26 protein-coding genes and 2 riboswitches are annotated in these 24,105 nt (G+C 37.3%); of the genes, 16 read left to right on the top strand and 10 right to left on the bottom strand.

What is annotated here, in order from left to right; translation table 11 throughout:
- Positions 1–5: 5 nt before the first annotated feature.
- The 6 genes from F3D3_RS05325 to F3D3_RS05300 all read right to left on the bottom strand — a co-directional run bounded on the left by F3D3_RS05325 (position 6) and on the right by F3D3_RS05300 (position 4,552).
- The gene (locus tag F3D3_RS05325) at positions 6–326 is read right to left on the bottom strand and encodes an energy-coupling factor ABC transporter substrate-binding protein (protein WP_069871862.1); all 321 of its coding nucleotides are present in this window, start codon (positions 324–326) and stop codon (positions 6–8) included.
- A complete protein-coding gene (locus F3D3_RS05320) occupies positions 326–1,078 on the bottom strand; it encodes an energy-coupling factor ABC transporter permease (protein WP_069871861.1) in 753 nt (250 codons plus the stop codon). Before F3D3_RS05320 ends, F3D3_RS05325 begins: the two co-directional genes overlap by 1 nt.
- Positions 1,079–1,115: 37 nt before the next feature.
- The gene (locus F3D3_RS05315) at positions 1,116–1,970 is read right to left on the bottom strand and encodes an energy-coupling factor ABC transporter ATP-binding protein (protein WP_069871859.1); all 855 of its coding nucleotides are present in this window, start codon (positions 1,968–1,970) and stop codon (positions 1,116–1,118) included.
- 9 nt (positions 1,971–1,979) lie between these two features.
- Positions 1,980–2,885, bottom strand: coding sequence for a cobalt ECF transporter T component CbiQ (gene cbiQ, locus F3D3_RS05310; protein WP_084388847.1), 906 nt, complete (start codon positions 2,883–2,885; stop codon positions 1,980–1,982).
- A 144-nt stretch (positions 2,886–3,029) separates the two neighbouring features.
- Positions 3,030–3,216: riboswitch (cobalamin riboswitch) on the bottom strand.
- Positions 3,217–3,353: 137 nt separating this feature from the next.
- Positions 3,354–4,013, bottom strand: a complete 660-nt coding sequence (locus tag F3D3_RS05305) for an HAD family hydrolase (RefSeq protein WP_069872063.1) — start codon at positions 4,011–4,013, stop codon at positions 3,354–3,356.
- 203 nt (positions 4,014–4,216) lie between these two features.
- The gene (locus F3D3_RS05300) at positions 4,217–4,552 is read right to left on the bottom strand and encodes a DUF6054 family protein (RefSeq protein WP_069871857.1); all 336 of its coding nucleotides are present in this window, start codon (positions 4,550–4,552) and stop codon (positions 4,217–4,219) included.
- Between the two features lie 739 nt (positions 4,553–5,291).
- Here F3D3_RS05300 and F3D3_RS05295 point away from each other — a divergent pair.
- The 7 genes from F3D3_RS05295 (at position 5,292) to F3D3_RS24990 (ending at position 12,171) form a co-directional block, all read left to right on the top strand.
- Positions 5,292–5,504, top strand: a complete 213-nt coding sequence (locus tag F3D3_RS05295) for a hypothetical protein (protein ID WP_069871855.1) — start codon at positions 5,292–5,294, stop codon at positions 5,502–5,504.
- A gap of 5 nt (positions 5,505–5,509) precedes the next feature.
- Positions 5,510–5,685: riboswitch (cobalamin riboswitch) on the top strand.
- A 323-nt stretch (positions 5,686–6,008) separates the two neighbouring features.
- Positions 6,009–7,634 (top strand): ABC transporter substrate-binding protein, encoded by a 1,626-nt coding sequence (locus F3D3_RS05290; protein WP_069871853.1) that lies wholly within the window; start codon positions 6,009–6,011, stop codon positions 7,632–7,634.
- Positions 7,631–8,572 carry an ABC transporter permease gene (locus F3D3_RS05285; protein ID WP_069871851.1) on the top strand — a complete coding sequence of 314 codons (942 nt, stop codon included), beginning with the start codon at positions 7,631–7,633 and terminating at the stop codon, positions 8,570–8,572. Before F3D3_RS05290 ends, F3D3_RS05285 begins: the two co-directional genes overlap by 4 nt.
- Complete coding sequence (locus F3D3_RS05280; RefSeq protein ID WP_069871850.1) at positions 8,569–9,396, top strand: ABC transporter permease; 828 nt, start codon at positions 8,569–8,571, stop codon at positions 9,394–9,396. The genes F3D3_RS05285 and F3D3_RS05280 overlap by 4 nt, the downstream gene beginning before the upstream one ends.
- Positions 9,396–10,331 carry an ABC transporter ATP-binding protein gene (locus tag F3D3_RS05275; protein ID WP_069871848.1) on the top strand — a complete coding sequence of 312 codons (936 nt, stop codon included), beginning with the start codon at positions 9,396–9,398 and terminating at the stop codon, positions 10,329–10,331. Before F3D3_RS05280 ends, F3D3_RS05275 begins: the two co-directional genes overlap by 1 nt.
- Positions 10,324–11,034: an ABC transporter ATP-binding protein gene (locus F3D3_RS05270; protein ID WP_069871846.1), complete on the top strand. Its 711-nt coding sequence runs from the start codon at positions 10,324–10,326 to the stop codon at positions 11,032–11,034. Before F3D3_RS05275 ends, F3D3_RS05270 begins: the two co-directional genes overlap by 8 nt.
- Positions 11,035–11,340: 306 nt before the next feature.
- A complete protein-coding gene (locus F3D3_RS24990) occupies positions 11,341–12,171 on the top strand; it encodes a methyl-accepting chemotaxis protein (RefSeq protein WP_069871844.1) in 831 nt (276 codons plus the stop codon).
- A 63-nt stretch (positions 12,172–12,234) separates the two neighbouring features.
- Here F3D3_RS24990 and F3D3_RS05260 read toward each other — a convergent pair whose 3' ends face one another.
- Complete coding sequence (locus F3D3_RS05260) at positions 12,235–13,680, bottom strand: HlyD family efflux transporter periplasmic adaptor subunit (protein ID WP_069871843.1); 1,446 nt, start codon at positions 13,678–13,680, stop codon at positions 12,235–12,237.
- Positions 13,677–15,887 carry a peptidase domain-containing ABC transporter gene (locus F3D3_RS05255; protein WP_069871841.1) on the bottom strand — a complete coding sequence of 737 codons (2,211 nt, stop codon included), beginning with the start codon at positions 15,885–15,887 and terminating at the stop codon, positions 13,677–13,679. The genes F3D3_RS05260 and F3D3_RS05255 overlap by 4 nt, the downstream gene beginning before the upstream one ends.
- Positions 15,888–16,215: 328 nt before the next feature.
- Between F3D3_RS05255 and F3D3_RS05250 the strand changes: the two genes are divergently transcribed.
- From F3D3_RS05250 to F3D3_RS24030, 9 genes are all read left to right on the top strand, one after another.
- Positions 16,216–16,494, top strand: coding sequence for a glycine zipper 2TM domain-containing protein (locus F3D3_RS05250; protein ID WP_069871839.1), 279 nt, complete (start codon positions 16,216–16,218; stop codon positions 16,492–16,494).
- Between the two features lie 425 nt (positions 16,495–16,919).
- The gene (locus F3D3_RS05240; RefSeq protein ID WP_069871836.1) at positions 16,920–17,198 is read left to right on the top strand and encodes a glycine zipper 2TM domain-containing protein; all 279 of its coding nucleotides are present in this window, start codon (positions 16,920–16,922) and stop codon (positions 17,196–17,198) included.
- A gap of 393 nt (positions 17,199–17,591) precedes the next feature.
- The gene (locus tag F3D3_RS05230; protein WP_069871832.1) at positions 17,592–17,936 is read left to right on the top strand and encodes a hypothetical protein; all 345 of its coding nucleotides are present in this window, start codon (positions 17,592–17,594) and stop codon (positions 17,934–17,936) included.
- Between the two features lie 261 nt (positions 17,937–18,197).
- The gene (locus F3D3_RS05225) at positions 18,198–18,485 is read left to right on the top strand and encodes a hypothetical protein (RefSeq protein ID WP_069871831.1); all 288 of its coding nucleotides are present in this window, start codon (positions 18,198–18,200) and stop codon (positions 18,483–18,485) included.
- 55 nt (positions 18,486–18,540) lie between these two features.
- Complete coding sequence (locus tag F3D3_RS05220) at positions 18,541–19,407, top strand: CPBP family intramembrane glutamic endopeptidase (protein ID WP_207645346.1); 867 nt, start codon at positions 18,541–18,543, stop codon at positions 19,405–19,407.
- Positions 19,408–19,747: 340 nt separating this feature from the next.
- Entirely contained in the window at positions 19,748–19,996 is a 249-nt protein-coding gene (locus F3D3_RS05215) for a hypothetical protein (protein ID WP_069871827.1), read from the top strand.
- A 755-nt stretch (positions 19,997–20,751) separates the two neighbouring features.
- Complete coding sequence (locus F3D3_RS05210) at positions 20,752–21,099, top strand: hypothetical protein (RefSeq protein WP_069871825.1); 348 nt, start codon at positions 20,752–20,754, stop codon at positions 21,097–21,099.
- Positions 21,100–21,868: 769 nt separating this feature from the next.
- Complete coding sequence (locus F3D3_RS05200; protein WP_069871822.1) at positions 21,869–22,063, top strand: hypothetical protein; 195 nt, start codon at positions 21,869–21,871, stop codon at positions 22,061–22,063.
- A gap of 190 nt (positions 22,064–22,253) precedes the next feature.
- Complete coding sequence (locus F3D3_RS24030) at positions 22,254–22,394, top strand: hypothetical protein (RefSeq protein ID WP_175438300.1); 141 nt, start codon at positions 22,254–22,256, stop codon at positions 22,392–22,394.
- 185 nt (positions 22,395–22,579) lie between these two features.
- Here F3D3_RS24030 and F3D3_RS05195 read toward each other — a convergent pair whose 3' ends face one another.
- Together F3D3_RS05195 and F3D3_RS05190 are read right to left on the bottom strand one after the other, a co-directional pair.
- Positions 22,580–23,632 (bottom strand): exo-alpha-sialidase, encoded by a 1,053-nt coding sequence (locus F3D3_RS05195; RefSeq protein ID WP_069871820.1) that lies wholly within the window; start codon positions 23,630–23,632, stop codon positions 22,580–22,582.
- A gap of 29 nt (positions 23,633–23,661) precedes the next feature.
- Positions 23,662–24,105 carry a YhcH/YjgK/YiaL family protein gene (locus F3D3_RS05190; RefSeq protein WP_069871819.1) on the bottom strand — a complete coding sequence of 148 codons (444 nt, stop codon included), beginning with the start codon at positions 24,103–24,105 and terminating at the stop codon, positions 23,662–23,664.

Genomic DNA, 24,105 nt, shown 5'->3' with positions numbered 1-24,105 from the left:
TTCATTTATGAAGCTTTGCGCAATTTTTCCTGCTTTGTCCGCTCGACAAATCTACCCATGATAAAGGCCATGATCCCCACACCGATACCCGTTTGCACGCAGAATAATAAGCTTTCAACCTCGCCAGGAATCTCACCGTGAATCCAAGTCTCCATAACGGGTGTAAACCAAGGTTCATACTCTGTACCTGTAATCTCAGAGATCGCCACACTTCCCGCGTCATCAGAGCCACCAAATTCAGCCCCTTTAAGTACAAACAATGGGACGATGGCAATCAATAATGCGACGACTAACAAAATAACAACTGTCAATTTCTTATTTTTCATTACTGCTCACCTACCTTTAAGAAGCCAATACCTCTTAATTCTGATGCCGCATACGTTTCAAGACCAATAATAACGAGAACGCTTAAAATACCTTCAATAATTGCAAGTGGCAGTTGTGTGGGTGCAAATACAGCTAGGAATTTTGCCGCTGATACTTGTACGCCACCTACTTGTGAAGGGTATGCAAGTGCCAGTTGTAAACTGGTTACACAATAAGTAAATAGATCTCCAAAAGAGGCTGCTAAAAAAACGCTTACATATTTGTTCACTTTTAGCTTGGTACACAATTTGTAGAGTCCAAAAGACACGAGCGGACCTGCAATTGCCATAGAAAATGTATTTGCTCCAAGAGTGGTTAAGCCTCCATGAGCCAGTAAAACAGCCTGAAAAATAAGAACGATAATGCCTAAAATACTCACAGAGCTGGCACCGAGTAAAATGGCCCCAAGACCAGTACCCGTCATATGCGAACAACTGCCTGTTACCGATGGAATCTTCAATGATGAAACCACAAAAATAAAGGCCCCTGCCATTGCAATAAGCGTTATGGATCTGCGATCATTTTCAATCGTTTTCTTTAAAGCAAAATAACCCATTGCTAAAAACGGGATACAAATAGCGCCCCATGCAATAGAAAATGCCGGTGGCAAATAGCCTTCCATAATGTGCATTGCATTTGTTACTGGTGTAATCCCAAAAACAAATGCCATTGCAATAGAAGCCGTTAAAATCATTTTCTGTCTGAAATTCATTCGTTTCTTTCCTCCCTCACTATTTTTTTATATGGTTCTAAGCTAAATTGCTCAGAAGAATAACATTGTTCTCAACCACCGCTTTAAACGCTTCAGTCGTTTTAGGGTATACCGCTGTGTCTTCTAGGAGTTCATTTTGTACGAGCATTTCATACAGCTCAAGCAACATCGGCTTTTTTAGATTTGCCTGTTTCAAAATAGGCTGATCTTTAAAAATTTCTAGCGGTGTACCATCTGCTATTATTTTACCGGCGTTGAAGACAAGCACACGTTCTGCCCATCTATACGCCAAATCCACATCGTGCGTGGAAAGTAGCATCGTTTTGCCTTCGCTACCAAGCTTGGCGAGAACCTCTTCTAGCATCTTGGCATTTAAAGGATCCAACGCTGCTGTTGGCTCATCAAATATGATGATTTCCGGCTTCATCGAAAGAATGCTGGCTATACTCACGCGCTTTTTCTCACCGCCACTGAGGTAATGCGGCGGGCGATCCTTAAAATCTGTAATATTCATATAAGTTAAGGCTTCCTCCACGCGTTCATGCACTTCTTCAATCGGTAATTTCAAGTTCATAGGGCCAAACCCAACTTCGGCTCTAACCGTAGATGTTACAATCTGATTATCAGCATCCTGAAAGACAATGCCAATGTTTTTTCGAAGTTCCTTTAAAGTCTTCTTCGTGACAAGGGTATCTCTGTAAGTAATTTTCCCGTGCTCAGGTGTAAAGACGCCATTCATATTTAAAAAGAACGTCGACTTTCCAGATCCATTAGAACCCATAACTGCAATCTTCTCACCTTCATGTATATCCACACTGACATCCTCTAATGCGACTTTTCCATTCCAGTAGGCATAATGTAAATTTTCTACCTTTAATATCGTTTTCTTCATAACAACTCCTTACAGATGTGTATAGTGCCAAATGATGATTAAAGTCACCATAAATACACCTGCTTTTATAATCAACTTTTTATCAACGGCCTTTACTTCTTCATAAAATATAAAATCACCGTCGTAACATCTGGATTCCATCGCATCATAATAGGCATTTGCTTTTTTCATTGAAATGACAAGCAGATTTGCGCCTATATTTCCAAAAGTTGAACAAGATGTCCTAAAATCGCAATTGCCAAGTCTAGAATCCGCCGCATTTTTCATTTTAGTTGAAACTTCTAATAAAATAAAAATATACCGATAGATCATATTCATCAGCTCAATCACGAGCTTTGGCACATGCGCTTTTCGCAGTACAGATATGATTTCGGATGATGGTGTTGATAGCGTCATCATCTGAAGCGCACTGATTGCCGCAAAGACCTTTAACATCAGATATAAACCTGTTTTGAGCATTGCATTTGAAGTAAATATATATCCAAAACCGATTGGCAAATCGTATAACCCCGTGGGCACTTTTGAAAAATCAAAGATAATCGCCACAATACTGAGCAGAATAAAAGTGATTGGAATGGCAAGCACTCTTAAGTATTCACGCAAGGGTAGTTTCCCTTTAACAATCGTTATATAGGCCATCGCCGCAATCACGAACATCGAAACGTACGGATTATCCAGCGCGATGCAAAGTACCAACGTCATCATCGAAAAAGAAACTTTAAAAGTCGGATTCCAGTGCTTAATCTTAGAAGCGTAGGCATAATAATCAATTGAAACACCTTCGCCATGGTTGTGTCTAAATTTATACCTATGAGAATGTCCCGCTTGATTTGGATTGAAAAAACGCCAGTTGACGGCACTCCATAAAATAGAAACCATTATAAATATTGTGCCGATAACGACAATTTTCTCCATTAATATATGCCTTTCTCTTGTGCTTTCGCCCCTACGCATTGCAATATGACAAAAATAAAAACCTCTTAAACAAACGTCAAGAGGTTTTGTAACCCAATAAAATAAAGCTACACTATAAAACATCCCCTCCATCTTCCGTAGAGTCATTGATGATACAGAATAGGCAGGCTTTCTGACTCAAGCGTCATCACCTTTTCCACCTTCCCGGTTTCCCAGTGGTATTTTGGAAAAGATTCTTCTTTTACAGCGGCGGGACCGTGAGAGACTTACACTCTCTTTCCTTTTAATAGTTGATTCTATGATCAACGGCACCTATTCTAAATATTAAATTCACTACCTATTATAGAGAAAAGTTAAAGAAATAACAATACATTTTTTATCTGCTTTATCTTAATCTTATGTTAATGCAGGTTCATTTATAAAAAAATTCTATGCACTTGTAGATCTATACGAATTATATGCGACAAATCACTTTTCTAAAACTAAAGACACTAGCGCTTCCACTTCTTTGAAATAGTAATCCGAATTCTGCCTCATATAGGCTTCTATACTTGGTATCATATGCGACCAACCTGCACATGCAAAGTCAACGCCACAGCTTCTTGCCATATCGAGTCCTGGTTTTAAATCGTCCACCATGAGCAAATCAGTCTTATTGAGATTAAATCTTTTCATAATCGCTTCTAATGGATAGGGATTCGGTTTTCTTTGATGTGCTTCATACTCCCATCCGAAAACCATATCCGGTTCTATGTTTAAAGTCTTTTGATAATCCCTTAAAATGCGATTTTTTTCAGAATGGGATACCACACAAATATACCCTCCCGATGCTTTAAAATTTAAAATCAAATCTGAAAAGCCCTCATAAAACTGTGGTATGACACTTCCAGTGTACTGCCTCCATATCTCTTGTTGTCCTTTGACTTCATCATCTGTGTACTTTAGAATAACTCTGCACAAGTTATCAAATCCAGGATCAAAACAATAACGCACAAATTCTTCAAGTGTATAAGGAGTTACTTCGGGACGCAGCACCTTCATCGCTTCAATAAATGAAGGATAGTGAATGGTTGGTGTGCTCTTAACCACAGTGTCATCATGATCTAAGACTAAACATCTATATTTCATTGAACGAACGCCTCCTATGTCTGTTTTAATCATATTTGAGACCTCTTCGATGTCTCAAACCGTTTTTCGCTGACACCTTTCAGCGGCTGAACATTCCGCTTCAAGTCTTTTGGCTCAAATCTTATAATCTATTTAATCATATTTGAGCCCTCTTCGATGTCTCCAATTAAAAGTTTGAATGTTCAAAAAGATCATTTCAACTTTTATCTATAATCATTAAAAAATTTTGCCACGACTCCAACAAGCTCATCTTCTGCACCCCAATTGAAGTTAAAAAATATCCCTTGTCCACCGCCAGAACCAATAGCTGAAACAAATAGTGCCTCTTCATCACTCACCACGGTAACACTCAGACTTGCTCTGCTGGAATTTCTCATAAAATATTTATCGTATGCTCTAACCATAACTTTAGTATTTCCAAATTCATGATGACTCTCATCTACCAAATTCATACTCACAGCACTATCCATAATATGTTTATGTAAATCTGTGGTAATCTTATCAAACTCACCTATTAATGTCTTTTCGAATTTAGCCATTTTTTTAGCCTCCCATTTTATACGTTTTTATCCTTTAATTATCTGATAATCATTTACTGATTATGAGTCTTAAAAACACCTCTCCTCTATTTTAGCATTTGTCCTTCCCTTAACCTAGACTCTGCATTTATTTTAATCCTTAATTAAGGTTCTCTTAATATCTTAGAATTAGACATTGCTTCCTTAAACTTGTTGCAGTATAATTTAATGAGTATATGAAAAGAGGTATTTTTGTGAGTGTGTGCGTTCTTAACTAATTAAATTTAATAAGCATTCTAAGAGACTTGAAGCATCCAATCCATTTGGATTATTTGTGATACAGTTTTTTGGAGTGCACTTAGTTTAAGAACACGCGTAGCGCATCTGATAAAAAATTGTCTTTTCATATAATATAACCCCTTGAGAATCCGATAGGATTGTGCAAGGGTTACGAAGGTAGCGAAGCGAACTGAGTATACGCTTTGATACTGAAAAAAGTTTTATTATATTTTAAGATTATATTATCTCTATTACTTGCTATTAACGCCGTGCTTTGCGCGGTTTTTTTGTGCAATAAATAGAGCATAATAAATGTCATTATGAAGCCACCGGTGTACTTTGAGCCTGTGGCTTTATTTAATTTTAAGGAGGAAAAATATGTTAAGTGTAAAAAGAGAATACGCCCTTGCGTATTCAAAAGGAAAAAAGGCTGTCTTAACGATCACCGAAAATACAATCGCTAAAATGGAGAGTGACTAGAATGATCAATTATATAGAAGAAGTTGAAAAAAAGATTACCTTAGATGAAGGGATCATAGCAATTGAACAATTTTTGATTAACGTATACTTTGAAAGTCCAATATCCAACAAAGTATTGGCAAGGCAACTTTGCCTACCGATCCCGTTAATCATAAATTACGTCATCACATTAAGCATAATGGTTGACGCTTTTTCAGGGGTATGTTATATTTAAAAAAATTGAATCAATTGATATTAAGTGATAACTAAAAGGGAATCAGGTGAGAATCCTGAGCGATCCGGTCACTGTAATCAGGGAGTGAAATCTTCAAAACCATTGTGTGGAAACATATGAGAAGGGAAGATGAAACGTTGATCTGTAAGTCAGGAAACCTGCTTAATATTGGGAGATGAAGCCTCCGTGAAAGGCATTACATCTATTGGCTCTACGAGCCTTTTTGTTAATGCCTGTTTGGATAAATTAGGTTGCCTTTGGTTAGGCCCCTATTTTTATACATTCAGGTATTTTTATTTAAAAGACACGGATTTTTTATGCTTCATTCTCTTTTTTTGATTTATCGCTGGCTAAATTGCCAAAATCCGTTTTGCATAACCCCTCTACCCTCATCTATATCGCGTCCTTTCCATAAGCGCATCATGGGGTAACGGGCTGCTCAACTTTTGTCACTTTAACGCCCACTATTTTTCACTAAAATTTGAAAGGATTAAAAGAAAGATTATGAAGAAAAAAATGGTATTATGGTTGCTTGTTATTGGCGTTCTTTTCACCTTAACAGCTTGTGCGCAAGGCAAAACTGAAAATGCAGTACCTGAAAAAACACCCGAATCCACCACTGTTCAAACAGAACAAGAGAGCCCATCAAAAAATCCTGAAATCAATCCAGATGATGAAATCGTCCTAGGGGATTACAGAAATATTGCACCTGGGCTAGAGGACGCTTATTATTGCAGCGTTATTTTATACGTCTGGGAGCCTCTAATTACAATGAATGAAAAGGGTGAACCCACAGCGAAACTCGCAACAAGTTGGGAAATGTCTGATGATGCAATGACTTGGACGTTTCACCTAAGAGAAGGTGTTACATTTCATGATGGCGAAAGCTTTAATGCCGATACTGTCCTTTACAACTTTGACAGAATGCGCTCTGAAATTAAAAAATCAGGTTTCTACAGTTTAAACATCGATAGTTTTTACCCTAATCTTGAAGATGCTAAAAAAATAGATCCTTACACGATTCAGCTTACCTTTACAAAACCCGCACCTAGTCTTTTATACACTATGACTAACTTTGGAAGTGCTATGTTTAGCCCTAAAGGCTTTGATGAGGCTTACAATTTCACTGGCATCGCACAAGGAACAGGTCCTTTCAAAATCACTGAGAATGTAAAAGATCAATATGTTCTCCTTGAAAGAAACGATCAATACTGGGGTGAAAAGGCAAAAGCTAAAACGATTCGCGTCAAAACCATTCCAGATGTCAACACAAGATTCTCAGCAATGAAATCAGGTGAAATTATGGGGGTTATTGATCTAAAAGCGATTACCGCCTCTTTGGCAACAGAACTTATCAAGGATGATCATTTCGATATCACCACTACAAATTCAACAATGATTGACTTCCTATGCCTCAATGGCAAAAGTGCCCCTTTTGATGATATTAGAATGAGAAAAGCGGTTAGTCTTTTAATCGATCGCGACAGTATTGTTCAAAACATCTATCTCGGGTATGCCTCTCCAACTACCAACATTTTAAATTACAGCACCCCCTTTTATAAAGAATTGCCTGTGTCACACGATGTCAACCAAGCAAAAACACTTGCACAAGAAGTTTTAGGGGATAACCGCGTAAGCATAAAATATCTTATTCAACAGGATAATTCAGAACAAAAGGCAGAAGCAGAATATATTGCTGCGATTTTACCTGAAATTGGTATTGATGTTTCCATTGAATCCTATGATTGGGCCACCATAAAATCCATGATGCAAGAAGGTCAATACGGCATCGCCAGAGCTCAACAAGGTTTATCTAACATGGAGGCGATCACGATCTTCAAGCGGTTTATGCTCTCAAGCGGGGACCAAAATATCAATTATAGCCTAGTCTGTGACGATCCTTTAGTGGACAGCCTCATCGAAAGTGCCGATGCTGAACTGGATATGGCGAAAAGACAAGCCATCTATGACCAATTACAAGAAATTTCTGCGGAAACACAACCTGTCTTACCTTTATTTAATGAAAAAACACTTTTAGTCTACAACAAAAAAATAACGGGTTTTAAAGCACAAATTTACGGCTTGAATTTACCCGATATCGGTTGGCATCAAGGTGAGTTAAGTCAATGATAAAATATATACTAAAACGCATTTTGTCTATTGTGCCCGTCTTAATCGGCATCAGCATTATTGCGTTTGCACTGGGTCTCCTCACACCAGGAGACCCTGCCTCTATGGCACTTGGACTTGATGGCGTCTCTGAAATAACACCTGAACTTCTCCTTTTAAAACAACAAGAGCTTGGATTAGATCAGTCTCCGATCATCCAATATATCAACTGGGCCTCCAAGGCTCTACAGGGTGATTTAGGCTATTCTTATATGGACGATGCCTCTGTAACGGGTGAACTCTTAAGGCGATTACCAGTCACGCTTAAATTAGCAGGCTATGCACTCGTTTGGATTGTCTTATTTGGCATTCTTTCTGGACTATGCTCTGCTGCCTATGTGAATCGATTTCAAGACAATATGACGAAACTGATCACCAATGTCATGCTCTCCTTTCCTGCATTTTGGCTTGGCATTTTACTGATCATTATTTTTGGTGAAACCCTTAAAATACTGCCAACCAGTGGCTATGGCGGCTTAAAATACATGATCCTACCTTCAATGACACTCGCATGTGCAGATATTGCTATGACAAGCAGATTAACGCGTTCCTCCTTGCTCACAGAGTTTGGCAAACAATATATGTTGGCCGCAGACGCCAAGGGTATATCTCGTTTTAAGGTGATTTTTAGCCACGCTTTACCCAACGCCATCACGCCGATTATCGTACTGATTGGCAATTTCATGGGCGGCATTTTAGGGGGTTCTGTTATTGTTGAAAACATATTTGCATTGCCTGGAATCGGGAGTTTGGTTTTAAATGCTATTCACAATAGAGACTATCCCATGATTCAAGGTTATGTTATTTTTTCTGGTCTTGTATATGTTTTTATCACGCTTATGATAGATCTTATATGCGCAGGCTTAAACCCAAAAATGCGATCGGGAGGGTTTAGATGAATAAAAGCAAACACCTATTGGGCTGGTTGGGCATCACAATGCTCTTGTCGATCATCTGCATAAGTCTTTTGGCACCCGTGATCGCACCTTATGAACCTAACTCTGTTAATATGAAAGCCTCTCTAAATCCGCCTTCAATGACGCATCTTCTTGGGACCGATGTTTTAGGGAGAGATATTTTCAGTCGCATACTATTCGGGGGGCGCAGTTCCATGCTCATGGCGCTTACAGCAACAGTATTCTCTATGCTTCTTGGCATGTTCATAGGTACTTTAGCAGGCTACTACGGTGGATTTTGGGATAATTTTATCATGGTGGGCATCAATATCTTTCAAGGCCTACCGGGCACCAGTCTCATGATTGCGCTTGCAGGTATTTTAGGGCCAAGTTTTAAAAGCTTGATCATTGGTCTTATTCTAACGGGCTGGACAGGATTTGCCAGAATCGTAAGGGCGGAAACACAAAGGCTCAAAGGCGAAAACTATATCGAAGGGCTCAAATGTCTCGGTGTAAAAGACAGTAGAATCATGTGGCGACACATCATTCCCAATATGAAAGGCAATGCCATCATTCTCTTTACTACAAGGGCTGGCCGCAGCTTACTGGCTATTTCAGGACTGAGCTTTTTAGGACTTGGCATCCAACCGCCAACACCCGATTGGAGTGTCATGATCAGCGATGCCCGTATGAATTTTAGACTTGCACCCAATCTCATCATTGCACCTGGGCTTTGTATTTTTTTACTCCTCCTGAGCATCAATTTGGTGGGTGATATGATGCGAGATGTATTTGATAAGAAATCAGATGAAGCAGGGGGTTACTAATGGCAAACCATATTCACATGAATCAACTCTCTGTACACTTTCCAGTAAATAACGGCGTTGTCAAAGCGGTGGACCAAGTGGATCTCACCATGCATGAAGGCGAGATCACCGGCATTATTGGTGAAAGTGGCTGTGGTAAATCTGTACTCGGCATGGCGCTCATGGGCCTTTTGCCAAGATACGCCAAGACCGATGGTGAAATTTGGTTTCAAGAAGAAAATTTGATGCGCATCAGCAAAAAAAAGATGAGAAATATCAGAGGTAGAGGCATTGGTTTGATTCCTCAAAATCCTGCTGATTCGTTAAATCCCGTTAGAAAAATAAAGACTCAACTTCTTGAATCCATCAGATTGGCTAAAATAACGCCCAAAGATGCAAAACACAAACTTGAAACCTTACTTGTGAATTTTGGATTTGATAAAGCACAAGTGCCCCGTATTCAAAACGCCTACCCATATGAACTCAGTGGTGGCATGCAGCAAAGAGTCGTTTCAGCTATGGGCATCGCTTCTAATCCCCAGTGGATTCTTGCCGATGAACCGTCCAAAGGCTTGGATTGGGCTTTAAGGACACAGCTATATGCAAGTTTGGAACTGGTTAGAAAAAGTACCTCTGGTATGATTATTATCACGCACGATTTGATATTGGCAGAAACGCTATGTGACAGTGTCGCAGTGATGTACAGTGGTGAAATCATTGAAAAGGGCAAAAACATCTTAAAAAAGCCCAGACATCCTTACACACAGGGCCTTTTAAATTCACTCCCGAGTAATGGTATGAAATCGATGGCTGGCATTGCCCCTTCACCACAAGAACAGCTGGTAGGTTGTAAATTCGCAAAACGTTGCCCTCACAGAATGGAAAGATGTCTTAACGAACACCCCGTTGCCTTTGGGAACGCAATTGAAATGGTAAGGTGCTTTTTATATGATTGAGTTAAAAAATGTTTATAAAACGTATAACAAAAATGAGTCTCAAGCCGTTCTTGACGGCATCAGTTTCAAAGTTAAAGAGGGCACAACGCTAGGCATTATGGGTCAAAGCGGTAGCGGTAAAAGTACTATTGCTAAAATATTACTCCTTTTGGAGCCCATGAATTCTGGAGAGCTCTACTACGCTGGAGAAAAAATCAATCCTAAAAATCAAAATATAATGCGCCATTATCGCCAAAACGTACAATATATTTCCCAGCATCCCGAGTCTTTTTTTGATCCCACTTGGAAGCTTGGGCAAAGTATAAAAGAAATCATACAGATACACAAAATGGGCAACCAAGCACATACGCGCTTAGAGATTCTTTTATCACAAGTGAAATTAAATGACCATGTGCTTGATCGCTATCCCTATCAAGTAAGCGGCGGCGAAATACAACGTCTCGCCTTATGTAGAGCACTGCTCTTAAATCCTAGAGTCCTCATTTTAGATGAAGTGACTTCTATGCTCGATGTCTCTGTTCAAGCTCAAATCTTATCTATCTTAAAGGAGATTCAAACCGAAACGGGTATGACTTATCTCATGATTTCTCATGATTATGAAGTGCTCAATTGGTTTACAGAGCATATTAAAGTTCTAACAAATGGCAAATTAGGTGACTTCAGACTTCCTGCAATCAAAGCGTCTACCCTATTTCAATTCTAAAAATTTAGAATTTTCATTTTTCCGATTTCTAATTTTTCAGAAACAAACACACCCTTTGTTTTAGCGCATTCTCATAGCAAATACCGCTGATTTCAGCCCATCGTCATTCTATTATTTTAGAATTTGAATCTCAAATAATTGAACTGATCTAACGGTACATTTCGGTATTTTCAATATTTAGGGTCAAATAAAGCGATCGTCATCCTTTTTGGCACCACAATTGCAATGTTTTATTGGGCTGAGTTGTTCAACATACTTCGTACTCAGAATTAATTTAAATCTCATATTAGACGAGGAGGTCTGAACATGCTTATTCACGACGAGGCATACTTCAATGCCATAAAGACAACATTTGACTCATATGCATTAGCTTTTCCAAGTGCAACCGTTATACTAGACGATCTTGAGAGACATTTAATCGTTAAGAACTCTGCCGCGTTTGAGTTAAATATAAAAGAAGGAGCCATTCCACCTGAGGGCGGTGCCGTTAAACGTGCTCTAAGAGAAAAAAGGGAACAAACCGTTGTTTATCCAAAAGAAAAGTACGGCGTTCCAGTGACGATTACCAGCACGCCATTGATCAACAGGGAAAGTGGACACGTTGTCGGCGTCCTTACCGTGGGCATTTCCAGAGAAAACGAAGAAAATGTACTTGAAATGTCTCGAAAATTGCATGATTTTTCAGAGGCACTCTCCACATCCTCCGAAGAGCTTTCTGGAAGTATGGAAGAAATCGCCGCAAATGCGCAAGTGATCAACCATAAAATTGACTACATAAATAAAGAGTTTGAAAGGCTCGACGTGGTTATAGAATATATCAAATCTGTTGCAAACACCACTAATCTGCTGGGTTTAAATGCATCCATAGAAGCTGCCAGAGCAGGAGAACACGGTAGAGGTTTCTCCATCGTGGCTGGTGAAATTCGAAAACTCGCCGAAAACAGCAAAGCGTCTTCTGGCGAAATCAATGACACGCTCAAACGCATTGCTGGAGATATGACTGAAATCAGAGAAATCGCCAAAGGTTATGCTTTAATCAGCGAAATGCAAGCCACACAAACAGAAGAAATCGTTAAAAACATTTACGAACTCAAAGCCCTTTCGGTAGATCTCACCGAGCTCTCTACTAAGATCTAAACCACAATCAGCCCGATCACTAACGCATAAAAATAGCGGTAAGCCCCTCAAGGCATTTCGATTTTACCATAACTCTATTTTTTCAAGCAAATAATAAAGAATCTTCTTCCGTTTGGTGATGATTTGTCCTTCCAAAGTCATACCGACTTTTAGGGTGGACGCTTCACCTTTATAAGACACAAGAGGCCTATTGTGGACTTGCGCCTCAACTAAATAGTAACTGTTTCCTGTTGTGAGATCATAGCTTGAATCTGCATTAATGTGATCAATTTCGCCTTGAAGCATGCCGTATTCTTTATAAGGCAAGGCTTCAAACTTAAATTTGACCGAATCACCCTCATGAATTTGTCCAATATCGCGATTGCGCACAGATAGCTGAATTTTCAAGTCATCTTCGCCCATGGGGACGATTGTGCCCAGTGTGGAACCCATGCTGATCTGATCTCCAACCACATAGTTTTGTGCCATGTTCAATATGCCCTCTATAGGACTTCTCACTGAAGCACTTTCGATACTGAGATTGATGCTTTCTATAGAATCATTCAATTTGTCAATCTGCACCTTGTGTGCTTCAATGTTGCTGTTGAATTTTATCAACTGTTCATTTTCATAGTAGGAATACCCTGCACCGGTCTGCGATTCTGGTATCAATTTACTGAGTTCCAGTTGGTATTGAATCAGATCATTATTTGCGTTTTCTATTGCAGACTTATAACTTAACTGAATTTCATTCTTATATTTGTCCAATGCATTTTGGGTCTTTAAATACTTATTTTGGGCCTCTTTTAGCTCATTTTCTGAAACACTTCCCACCTCATAGAGCGCGGACATCGAATCGTAATCCACTTTACATTTCAGATTTTGAGTTTCTAAATCGCTTATATTAAATGTATAATCTAAATATTTTAAAGCGAACTCATCCTTTTGCTTAAAACAATTTTGATTCTTGTTGATGGATTCTAACAGCTGTTCATAGCCGTTGATCGTTTTTTGATAGGTCTCTATTCTCTTCGTATAGCTGTCAATACTCTCTCGAATCTTCAAGAGCTCCATTTCAAATTGTTCATATTTTTGATAATCCTCTGATTCACTCTGAGAATCGAATAAATTCATTTTCTTCAAAATAGAATCTCTTAATGTTTCTGTTGATTTCATTTCCAACTGTGTTTTTTCAAGTTCTTTTACAAGACTTTGTTTTTGAATCTGGAGCGCTTCATGGTCAATCGTAAAAATCAGCTCATTCTGCTTAACCGTTTCGCCGTTTTTAAAATTCATTTCCAAAAGTTTGCCACTAATTTTAGAAGTGAGCGTACTCACACCAGCGGAAGGCCTTACGATACCATTTGCTTTTACCACAATATCGATCTCTCCAAAGTAAGTCCAGATAACTGCTACAGTAACCAAAGTCATACAGAAATAAATAAACCAAATTGCAAACGGTTTAGGTTTGTTTGCCATGAGTTCTTTAGAATCACTCAAGTCTGAAAAATGACTGATAATCCCTTTCATGATGCAATGCCCTCCTGACTTGATGCATTATCCCCATAAAATTCTGGGAGTTGATCCTTCCACATCTCATAGTACTTGCCGTTTCTATTGATGAGATCCTTATGATTTCCAAACTCTATGATCTCGCCTTTTTCCATGACATAAATCGTATCGCATTTCATAATGGTACTGAGCCTATGCGCGATTATGAGGGTTGTGATCCCTTTTCCAGCCGTATTGATGGTCTTTTCAATTGCTTTTTCTGTGATAGAATCCAGACTGCTGGTGGCCTCGTCTAATATCAAAATATCAGGAGCCTTTAAAATGGCACGTGCAATAGACAAGCGCTGTCTTTGTCCACCTGACAAGTTTGCGCCATTTTCTTCAAGGCGCGTGCTGTATCTCAGTGGTAGCTCGTTTATAAAATCATGCGCTTTAGCAAGTTTAGTCGCACTAATAATTTCGTCCATGGTTTTGCCACTTGTTCCAAGTCTTAGGTTTGCTTCGATTGTACCACTAAATAAAAATGTCTCTTGAGGGACATATGCGATTCGCTCTCTTAAGACTTCCACTGAAATATCCTTGATATTGTTGTCGTGGATCAATATTTCTCCTTTTTCAGGTGAATAAAGATCCAAAAGCAACTTCACCAAAGTGGTCTTTCCAGAACCACTCTCGCCAACCAGTGCTATACGCTCACCTGATTTAATTTGCATGTTGATATTTTTTAAAGTTTTATCCCGTGTTCCATATCTAAAATCGATATTTTTCAGTTCGATATTGCCACTTAAACTTATGGGCTTCATTTTTCGATTGTCATTTTCAGCTTTTTCTATTTCAAGATCGAGGATCTCTCCTAATCGATCTGATGCCACTATCGCCGTCTGCATCATCGGTTGGAGGTTGATCAAATTCTTAACGGGATCCGTAAAATAAGCGAGCAAAGCATTAAAAACCAATAATTGTCCAATGGTCAAATCGCCTCGCAACACATTTAAGGCACCGATCCACAAAATAACGATGCCTCCCACTGATCCCACCAGTCCAATCAGCGCACCCATTACATTGCTTATGAGCCCCATCTTAAAGGTCGTCTTCAGAAGCCTTATAAATAAAAATTCTGTCTTATATTTAGAATCTCTCTCCGCATTAAAGGCTTTAACCGTTTCAATGCCGTTTAAACTCTCAATCAAGTAGGACGTCAATTCAGAATTTTCCTCCATTTGCTTGCGATTGATTTCTCGAATGGGTTTATTGAACGCATAAACGAGCACGCCATAAATGATCAGCATGATCACTGCAATCCCAAACAAAGAGGCGTTATAACTGTATAGGATGATGCCGCCGCCAATCGCCATAAGTGTATCGATCATAATCGTCAGTGTGGCACCTGAAATGGCGGCTCTTATCTTCCCCGCATCCATAAATCTTGAAATAATCTCACCGACTTTACGTGTCCCGAAAAAATTCATAGGCAAATCTAAGACATGGTTGTAGTATCCAAGGATCATAGGAATATCAATGCGTTGACTTAAATAAAGCAGCAAATAACTTCTAAATGAATTCAAAATGATTTTAAAGACACTGAGCAATATAATCCCTATCGAAATCACGTGAAGTGAATTCAATAGGCCATAGGGTAAAATATCATCTAATAAGAATTTAAAGTAAAATGCCCCCAATATCCCTAAGAATGTGTAGAGTAATGATGCGAGAAATACATGCATCACTAGGTTCTTTTGAGGTACGAGCAAACCAAAAAAACGCTTAAAAATCCCCTGTGTCATATCACCTTTTTCAAACTTTACATCAGGCACTAATAGGATTAAAACACCTGTCCATAATTTCATAAAATCATCAGGCGCATAGGTTATTAGCCCTTTTGCAGGATCCGCTACGATTATTTTTTCTTTCGAAATTTTATGTATAACCATATAGTGTAGGAGCGACCCTTCCACGATCACGTGCGCAATGGCTGGAAGTGGAAATTCTGAAAAGAGTGCTGCTCTATCCCCTTTGACCCCTTTCGCCGAAAAACCCAGTTCCTCCGCTGCCTTTATAACGCCATAGGCATTGGTCCCCTGTTTATCTGTTCCCGCGATTTCTCGAATTCTCGTTATGGGTATTTTAAGGCCATACTGCTTTGAGACGGTTGCAAGACATGCCGCACCACAGTCTGTTGTATCGTACTGCTTGACGCAATGGAATTTATCTTTTATAAAAATCATGAAGTCCTCCGTATTGATTTTGAATTTTTAATCTTATGGACACCTATTGGACACATAAAAAATGTAATATAGTATATGAATAGGATATGCCCGTCATCAAGATAACATATCTATTCTGCTTTTACAATAGTTAACATGTATTTTATTCTTTTTTTTACTTTTTTTGTTTTTACTATTGACACGTCATTTCCCATCTGGTACCATAAAATTAATCTTGTGGCAATTATTCTAGAAAATATTGTTACAGATTCAAAATCAATTTAAGTTACATAACGCATGCATTAGTAATGAGAAATTAGAAAAATGATATTTTATGGAGGTACAACAGATGTTTAAAGAATTAGAAATGGATGAAATGATGGATGTGAATGGCGGTAATGTTTTAGATACGGTTGCAGATGTAGCAAACCGTGCAATGGATACTATCTTCGAAAGCGCTGGGGCTGCTGCAGGGGGAGCTATCGGATTTGCAGCAAGTTCAGGTCCAAACTACAAAACTGAGAAAACTATCGGTACAGTCGCTGGAACAGCTGTTGGCGCTGCTGTAGGAAGTTCAATTGGCGGTTCAATTTCTGATGCTATTCAAGAAAAATTTGGATGGAATTAGTATTCATTAATCCTAATTTACAACTTAATTTAAAGAAAATGCATGCATATTCTAAAATCATGGTGCATTTTCTTCTCTTTTATCGTGTCCTTGGAGGGGCAATCACATGATTAATAAAATAATTCAAAAATTAAATATGTCTCCTTTAATGATTATTTTTATTTATTTGTTAACTTCAGCATGGCTCATCCTTAATAGCTATATTTTGATCACTAGGGGAATACACATTGATACTATACTCTTTTTGATCTTTAGTTTCCTTTTTACATTTTTCATCATTAAATTAATTGATCTTCTTTTCAAGGCAATCAAATTTGAAAGTAAGTTCAATGATATGCTCGATCATATTCGAAAATGAAGGAGAAAATGCCCGCATAAAAGTAATTTCTTTTATGTGGGCATTCTTTCATGTGGAGGTACAACAGATGTTTAAAGCATTAGAAATGGATAAAATGATGGATGTGAATGGTGGTAATGTTATAGATACGGTTTCAGATATAACAACCCGTGCAATGGATACGTTCTTTGAAAGTGTAGGTGCCTTTGTTGGTGGGAGTATTGGATTTGCAGCAAGTTCAGGTCCAAACTACAAAACTGAGAAAACTATCGGTACAGTCGCTGGAACAGCTGTTGGCGCTGCTGTAGGAAGTTCAATTGGCGGTTCAATTTCTGATGCTATTCAAGAAAAATTGGGATGGAATTAGTATTCATTAATCCAAATTTGCAACTTAATTTAGAGAAAATGCATGCATAGTCTAAAATCAGAGTGCATTTTCTTCTCTTTTATCGTGTCCTTGGAGGGGCAAAATCATGATTAATAAACTAATTCAAAAATTAAATATGTCTCCCTTAATGATTATTCTTATTTATCTATGTATTCCAGCTTGGCTCATCCCTAATAGCTATATTTTGATCACTAGGGGAATACACATTGATACTATACTCATTTTGATATCTAGTTTTCTTTTTACAATTGTTTTTGTTAAATTAATTGATCTTCTTCTCAAGGCAATCAAATTTGAAAGTAAGTTCAATGATATGCTCGATCATATTCGAAAATGAAATAAGAAAATGTCCGCATAAAAGTAATTTCTTTTATGTGGGCATTCTTTCATTTCACTAAAAAGCAACAACCTCTTACGACTTTTCATTACCAGTTCACTCATAACGCCTATTTTAGGACCTCCAAAAATGCCACTGAATTTTATACTGATGGAGAAAGTACTCAAAATCCTAGTAATGATGATCCAAATAGATTTGCTAGAGATGCAGTTATCGTTATTTCTGTTGGTGGCGCAGTGGCATGTAGCGCAGGTCCACTGGGTGCAGGAGTGGTGACCAGTATTCTATGTGGGGAGACAGAATGCTCAACACTATTGACTAAAAACGTATTTGTTAAAATTTTAATCTTACGGACACCTATTGGACACACAAAATTGTAATATAGTGTATGAATAGGATATGCCCGCCATCAAGATAACATATCTATTCTGCATTTACAACAGTTGACATGTATTTTATTCTATTTTTTACTTTTTTTGTTTTTGCTATTGATATATCATTTCCCATCTGATACCATAAAATTAATCTTGTGGCAGTTATTCTAGAAAATATTGTTACAGATTCAAAATCAATTTAAGTTACATAACGCATGCATTAGTAATGAGAAATTAGAAAAATGATATTTTATGGAGGTACAACAGATGTTTAAAGAATTAGAAATGGATGAAATGATGGATGTGAATGGCGGAGCTACTTCATCCGATATGGGCGATGGAACTGGAAATACAGTAGATAGAGGATTTGTTAGCAACATGAAATCTGGACTTGAATCTTATTGGAAAGAATCTAGAGAATATTTACCTAAAATTGGGCACGTATCTACAGGGGACCATTATGGAGTTGGTACTAATGTAATTTCGAACAAAGAAAGATCTGGCGGTAGTTTACAAATTGGAAATCACGAATTTAACATAACATTTAAAAACTAATGCGTTAATTTTTCACCAAGGCGCAGTCATTCTATAAAATTAGTTATAGGATACTGTGCCTTATTCTTTAATAAGAGAGGCTTATACTATAATGATTGATTTTCTTAAGTCCCGCAGAAGCAATGATTTCTTACTGCTTTTTTTTAGTTGTGCCATTATAACTGCTGTTTTAGTGCCGTCAACAATGCCGCTGAATTTTTTGATAGCTGCGATGGTTATGATCATTTATTTAATTTCTATGTTTTTTACAAAAAAATATATCGCTACAGAAGTTGAACACCCTTTTAAGCGTATTCTTTATTTGAGTATCACTCTCCTATTTTTAAAGAATATCGTTTTTTCCGCGACTGAGCTTGCGCCTAATATAAGAAATGGCATTTTTGTGGAAGGGCAATTGGCACTCCTAGCACTACTCATTCCAATTAATTTCTTTCTATTCTATTTCTGTTTGGAAATGGGGTTTTCTATAGCTGAATTAGGCTTTAAATTTACAAATATAAAGTTTGGAAAAACGATCATCATGATCATTACGACGATAAGTCTTTGTTATTTATTAATGCGGCTCAATCATAAGCAAATACTTGTGCCTCAAATAGGTACAACTTCATTCCTAATCAGTTTTTTAATCGCTATTATTGTACCCGCTTTCACAGAAGAAGTCTTGGTTCGCGGCGTGTTTCTCACGCAATTATTAGAATCTACTTCAAATTTAAAGTCTAAGCATTTAAGGATGATGCTTATTATTTCACTCGATTCATTTTTCTTTATTATTTTGCACTCATGGCTCTATATTGGTCATTTCAATTGGCTAGTGGGCGCTATTGTCATCTCCATTTTCGGTTGTATCTCAAGATTTTATACGGGAAATATTATCTATGCTATTACTTTACATGCTTTTGTGAATACTATTTTAACTTGGTAAGTGCAACTATAGCAAATCATTTATAATAAAATGTAGACTTATAACAATAGAAGGGATAAGAAGTGTCGACTTCATATTATCTCTGTTATCTATTTAGAAAAGGGAAAAGCTAAAGAATGAACCAAAACCTTAATGCTCTAAAAATAGTTTTTATTGTATCCAACCGTATGTGTACATTATAAAACTTATACAATAGCTATTAGTAGGTGTAATATATTCACATTATCATCTGGTATTAGTAACGTGATTTCCAATAGATTGGCTTTAGGCGTTTCTTTTGTTATAATATTGACCATTACTCTTATTATGATGCTTTCCTTTATAATTAAAAGAATTAGAAATGGATGAAATGATGGATGTGAATGGTGGAAGTTTTTCTGATATTCTGGGAGCGATTGTTGAAGCATTTAAAGGTGCTGCAGAGGCAGTTACTTCAGATAGTTTTAAAAAAGCTTTTGGAGGAGTCATGAAAATTACAGTAGGATCTGTTGGAATGATTGCTAGTCCCTCTGCTCCGTTTAGGGCAGAAAGATCGTCAATTAGTATAATAGATGGTTGGGATATGATAAAAGAAGCTGGTGGATATTAATTAGAACTACTTAATTGACAATATAGAGTTAATTATTATATATTGTCAATTTTCTTTGTCTTTTTCTTTTTCAAATTCACATTATCCCTTTTAAGAAAGTATTATTGACCAATTTTGAGTTGTCTTTGATTTGGTGCTATAAAATTTATGGCGCTATCCCTAGATTATATAGCGTTTCAACCATGATAGCGTGCCGAATAAACTCTCTGTTATCTAAAATGAAGTGTTTTTCTTTAGTATTTGACTTTGATTCCACTCCTATTTATCATAGGAGTGGATATCTTTTTTAGTATAACAAATCCTTGCAAGAATAAGTTCTGTTTGTGGTTCTTAATCAGAACATATTTTTTTCAATTAATGTCTTTTAAGAAAGGTGAAGTTCTATGAAATATAAATTCAAAAAAATAATATCATTTTTTATATTGATTCCATTTTTACCTATTATTCTTTTTTTTGTGATTTTCCTTTCATCTTTATCACTAATAGATTTTATTGAGATGATCGGCTTAAATTTCGACATAATTCCATTGAAGAAAAAAAGATAGTAATTCTCACTTACATTATCTACTTACAAGACATTGTTTTATAACAAATTAAAGCCAAGTCGCTATATTTCCATTATATAATCAAAATTGTACTATTAATATAAGCAGATACCGACTTGAATATGCATGTGCATGTGCTATGTTAGTATGAATCCAAAAGTTGTTTTATTTTCAACATTACACCACTTATAGATATAAGGAGCATAGATCATGAAGCTATTACATATATTTTCGAAGCTATACGCTGTATTTATCGGCATTCTATTCCTATTTATGGTTTTTACAATGGAACAAACCTTGTTGAGTCAAGTCGGTAATATTATGATGCTCATCGCATGCTTAAGAATTATAATTTTAGGCACACCTCTAGACCTTCTAAAAAATCTGTTTTGGAAGTATTTTTTCTATTGTTTTGTGAGTTTTGAAATCGTTAATGAGTTGATCATAAGCCCCTTAATTTTACATCATTCTCTAGAATTAAACACTTTAATAGGATTCTTGATTGTTCTACCAATTTTTATTTTTTTGTATAAGAGCATCTCCAGAAAAGAAAACTAGAATATATGTTTAACCCAACATATATGTTATGCTTACAACGATTCTATTCAGGAGAAAATCTAATTCACGCGGGAATGAAGGTTTAGAGCATTAGGCATGGATGTGAATGGTGGAGCTGCAGCCAATATGGGCGACGAAACTAGAAATACAGTGAATAGAGGGTTTGTTAGCAACATGAAATCTGGACTTGAATCTTATTGGAAATAATCTAGAGAATATTTACCTAAAGTTGAGCACGTATTACAGGGGACCATTACAGAGTTGGTACTAATGTAATTTCAGTTCTTGGAGGGGCAATCACATGATTAATAAAATAATTCAAAAATTAAATATGTCTCCTTTAATGATTATTTTTATTTATTTGTTAACTTCAGCATGGCTCATCTTTAATTTCTGTATTTTGATCACTAGAGGAATACACATTGATACTATACTCTTTTTGATCTTTAGTTTCCTTTTAACATTTTTCATCATTAAATTAATTGATCTTCTTTTCAAGGCAATCAAATTTGAAAGTAAGTTCAATGATATGCTCGATCATATTCGAAAATGAAATAAGAAAATGTCCGCATAAATAACATTTGGAGCAACTGCTGCTATAACTGCGGTATCTGGTGGCGCACCAATTGCTGTTGCAGTATCTGGAATTATTGCAGAAGCGGCTTGACAAGCTTATAACGCAATTAACTAAAGTTTAGCCAATATTGTATTGCAAATACTACAGTATCTAGAGATAGATATTATTATGATCATACAGGAGGAAATTGTAATGGGAAAAAAAATGTATGCATTATTTTTTCGTGCCGCTATAGTATCTCTTGGCGTAAATATTATTTTGTTCTTTATGATTACAGGCAGACATTATATTTTTTTCTCGCTTTCCAACTTATTGCTGTATTTAGCCTTATTTTTAATATACTCAATTGTTTTTATCATCGAGTATAAACTTAAGAAGGAGAATTAAACACTTTCAAAGATATTGCTAAGATAAATACACTGTACACATATCACCATCTTCCATCCACGATATCAAAGCTGCTGATATATATGAATACCAAGAAACTATTAAAAATTCTGATAATTATGATGTTATTAATTTATTAAAAAGTAACCCCCAAGAAATTGGCATCGTTTACAACTATCTTGATCCTCAATTGGCTGTTAAGACCGATTGGAAAACCGTGGCTAAAACAAATCCATCTCTAAAGATCATCGATCAATTTGATCAAGGACACTCTGTGCCACCGGATTCATTTAAAAAAGCGGTCTACTACTTAATCGAACAGACAAAATAGTCAATCATTGTCCGTCAAAACTTTGTTTTGCCAGACACGTCCTCGTCTAACCGCTTTGAGCAGGCTGAATATTCCTGCCTCTAAGCTGGACGAAAACTAATGATCTACAATAAACAAGCGCTATGCAAATCATCTAAAAACAATTTGCATAGCGCTTACTTATAATTCTATTAAGAGGGGGAAGATTACAATGTTAAATGACAGATATACTGCCTCAAGTGCGTATAGGTAACGTGTATCTGACCATCCGCACTTTGTTTAATCGAAGGATATGAAAATTCGGGCTCACCATCATAGCCGTCTTTAGTGATTAAAATCTTTTCAATCGACCATGTCATGCCTGCATCTTTGGATATTCCAAGTACAAGCGGTGACCTTCTCACGCCCCAAACTGCACTGGGTTTATCCGATGCCTTTACACCAGTGGTATCCATATCCGTTTTTTCAAACCAAGGCGGTCGATTCTCTGCTGGTGGTGCCATCTCCTTGTTGACATTGTTAAAAACCATGGCGAGATCGCCATTTAAAAGCTTTGTACACTGAATTGAAGCGTTATTATTCGGCAGTGTCGTGGGTTTTGGAAGGTGCCAGCACTTGCCACCATCTGTTGACACCGTCATATAAATGGCATCCGCTCTTCTACTTCTAAAAAACCCGATAAGTTTCTCCTCATCCAAAGCCACAAGCGTCATATGCACCAACCCTTGACTGCCTTCAATGAGCGTCTCCGTCCAAGTTTTACCGCCATCTATCGACCGCTTAATGACACTATAATCATCCCCTAAAAAGCCCGTTTCTGACTTTAAACAATAGTAGGCCGGCAATAAAATAGTGCCGTTTTCCAAAACAACGGGTGGATTTCTGACAAAAATACCCGATTCGTCAAAGAGGTCTTCTATAGCACCCCATGTCCGCCCATAATCTGTGGATTTTCGCCATCTAACCACCGCTGTATCTTGATGAATGCCAACCTGAGCCGTGTAAATCAGCCAGATGATTCCAGGTTCAAGTTCAAACAAAATTGGGTTCTGCTCGGAGCGTTCAGAATCATCGGATAAGATATGAGGTATTTCCCAATCCACCGCATCTTTTTTAAGGCGTGAACATTGTATTGAAATATCGGATTTGCCTTCACAACTTCCGCCAAACCATACACATAATAGTTCTCCATTGCTTAAAGACAAAATATTGGAAGCATGATTATGCGGAAATAAAGTCGGAATTTTTTTGATTACCATGAAAATACGCCTCCATTTTTATCCATTGGTTATGCTGGTAACTTCAAAACAATTTTAGTGAAAGTCAGTGGGATTTCAGTATGCCTAACAGGTCTATGACCATCATGTGGATAAGCGATGTAGAACATCCCTTCAGAGATGAGCATATGATGCTTGGTCTCACCTGCTAAATACTCGGCATCCTTTTCAGGATTATAAGGTATCTCCACTGTTAAATCTGCAAGTTCTTCCCATGCGATTTCTTCACTGCCCTTGACGATGATTTGAATATCAATATACTTTCGATGTGCTTCAAACAAGCCCTCTGACATGGGTTTCGTCTCTCCCTTTTGGACCATGAAAAAACCACCCTCAAACTCATAACGACCCGTTTCTAATTTTTCCATCTGTTCACGGATCGCCTTGAGCCCCTTATCAAAATTCTGGATAAGGGGTTTATAAAAATGAATGTTGTGCCATTGATCAATAATCAT

The sequence above is a fragment of the Fusibacter sp. 3D3 genome, assembly GCF_001748365.1.
Taxonomy (GTDB): Bacteria; Bacillota; Clostridia; order Peptostreptococcales; family Acidaminobacteraceae; genus Fusibacter_A.
This window is presented reverse-complemented; position numbering and strand designations above follow the sequence as displayed.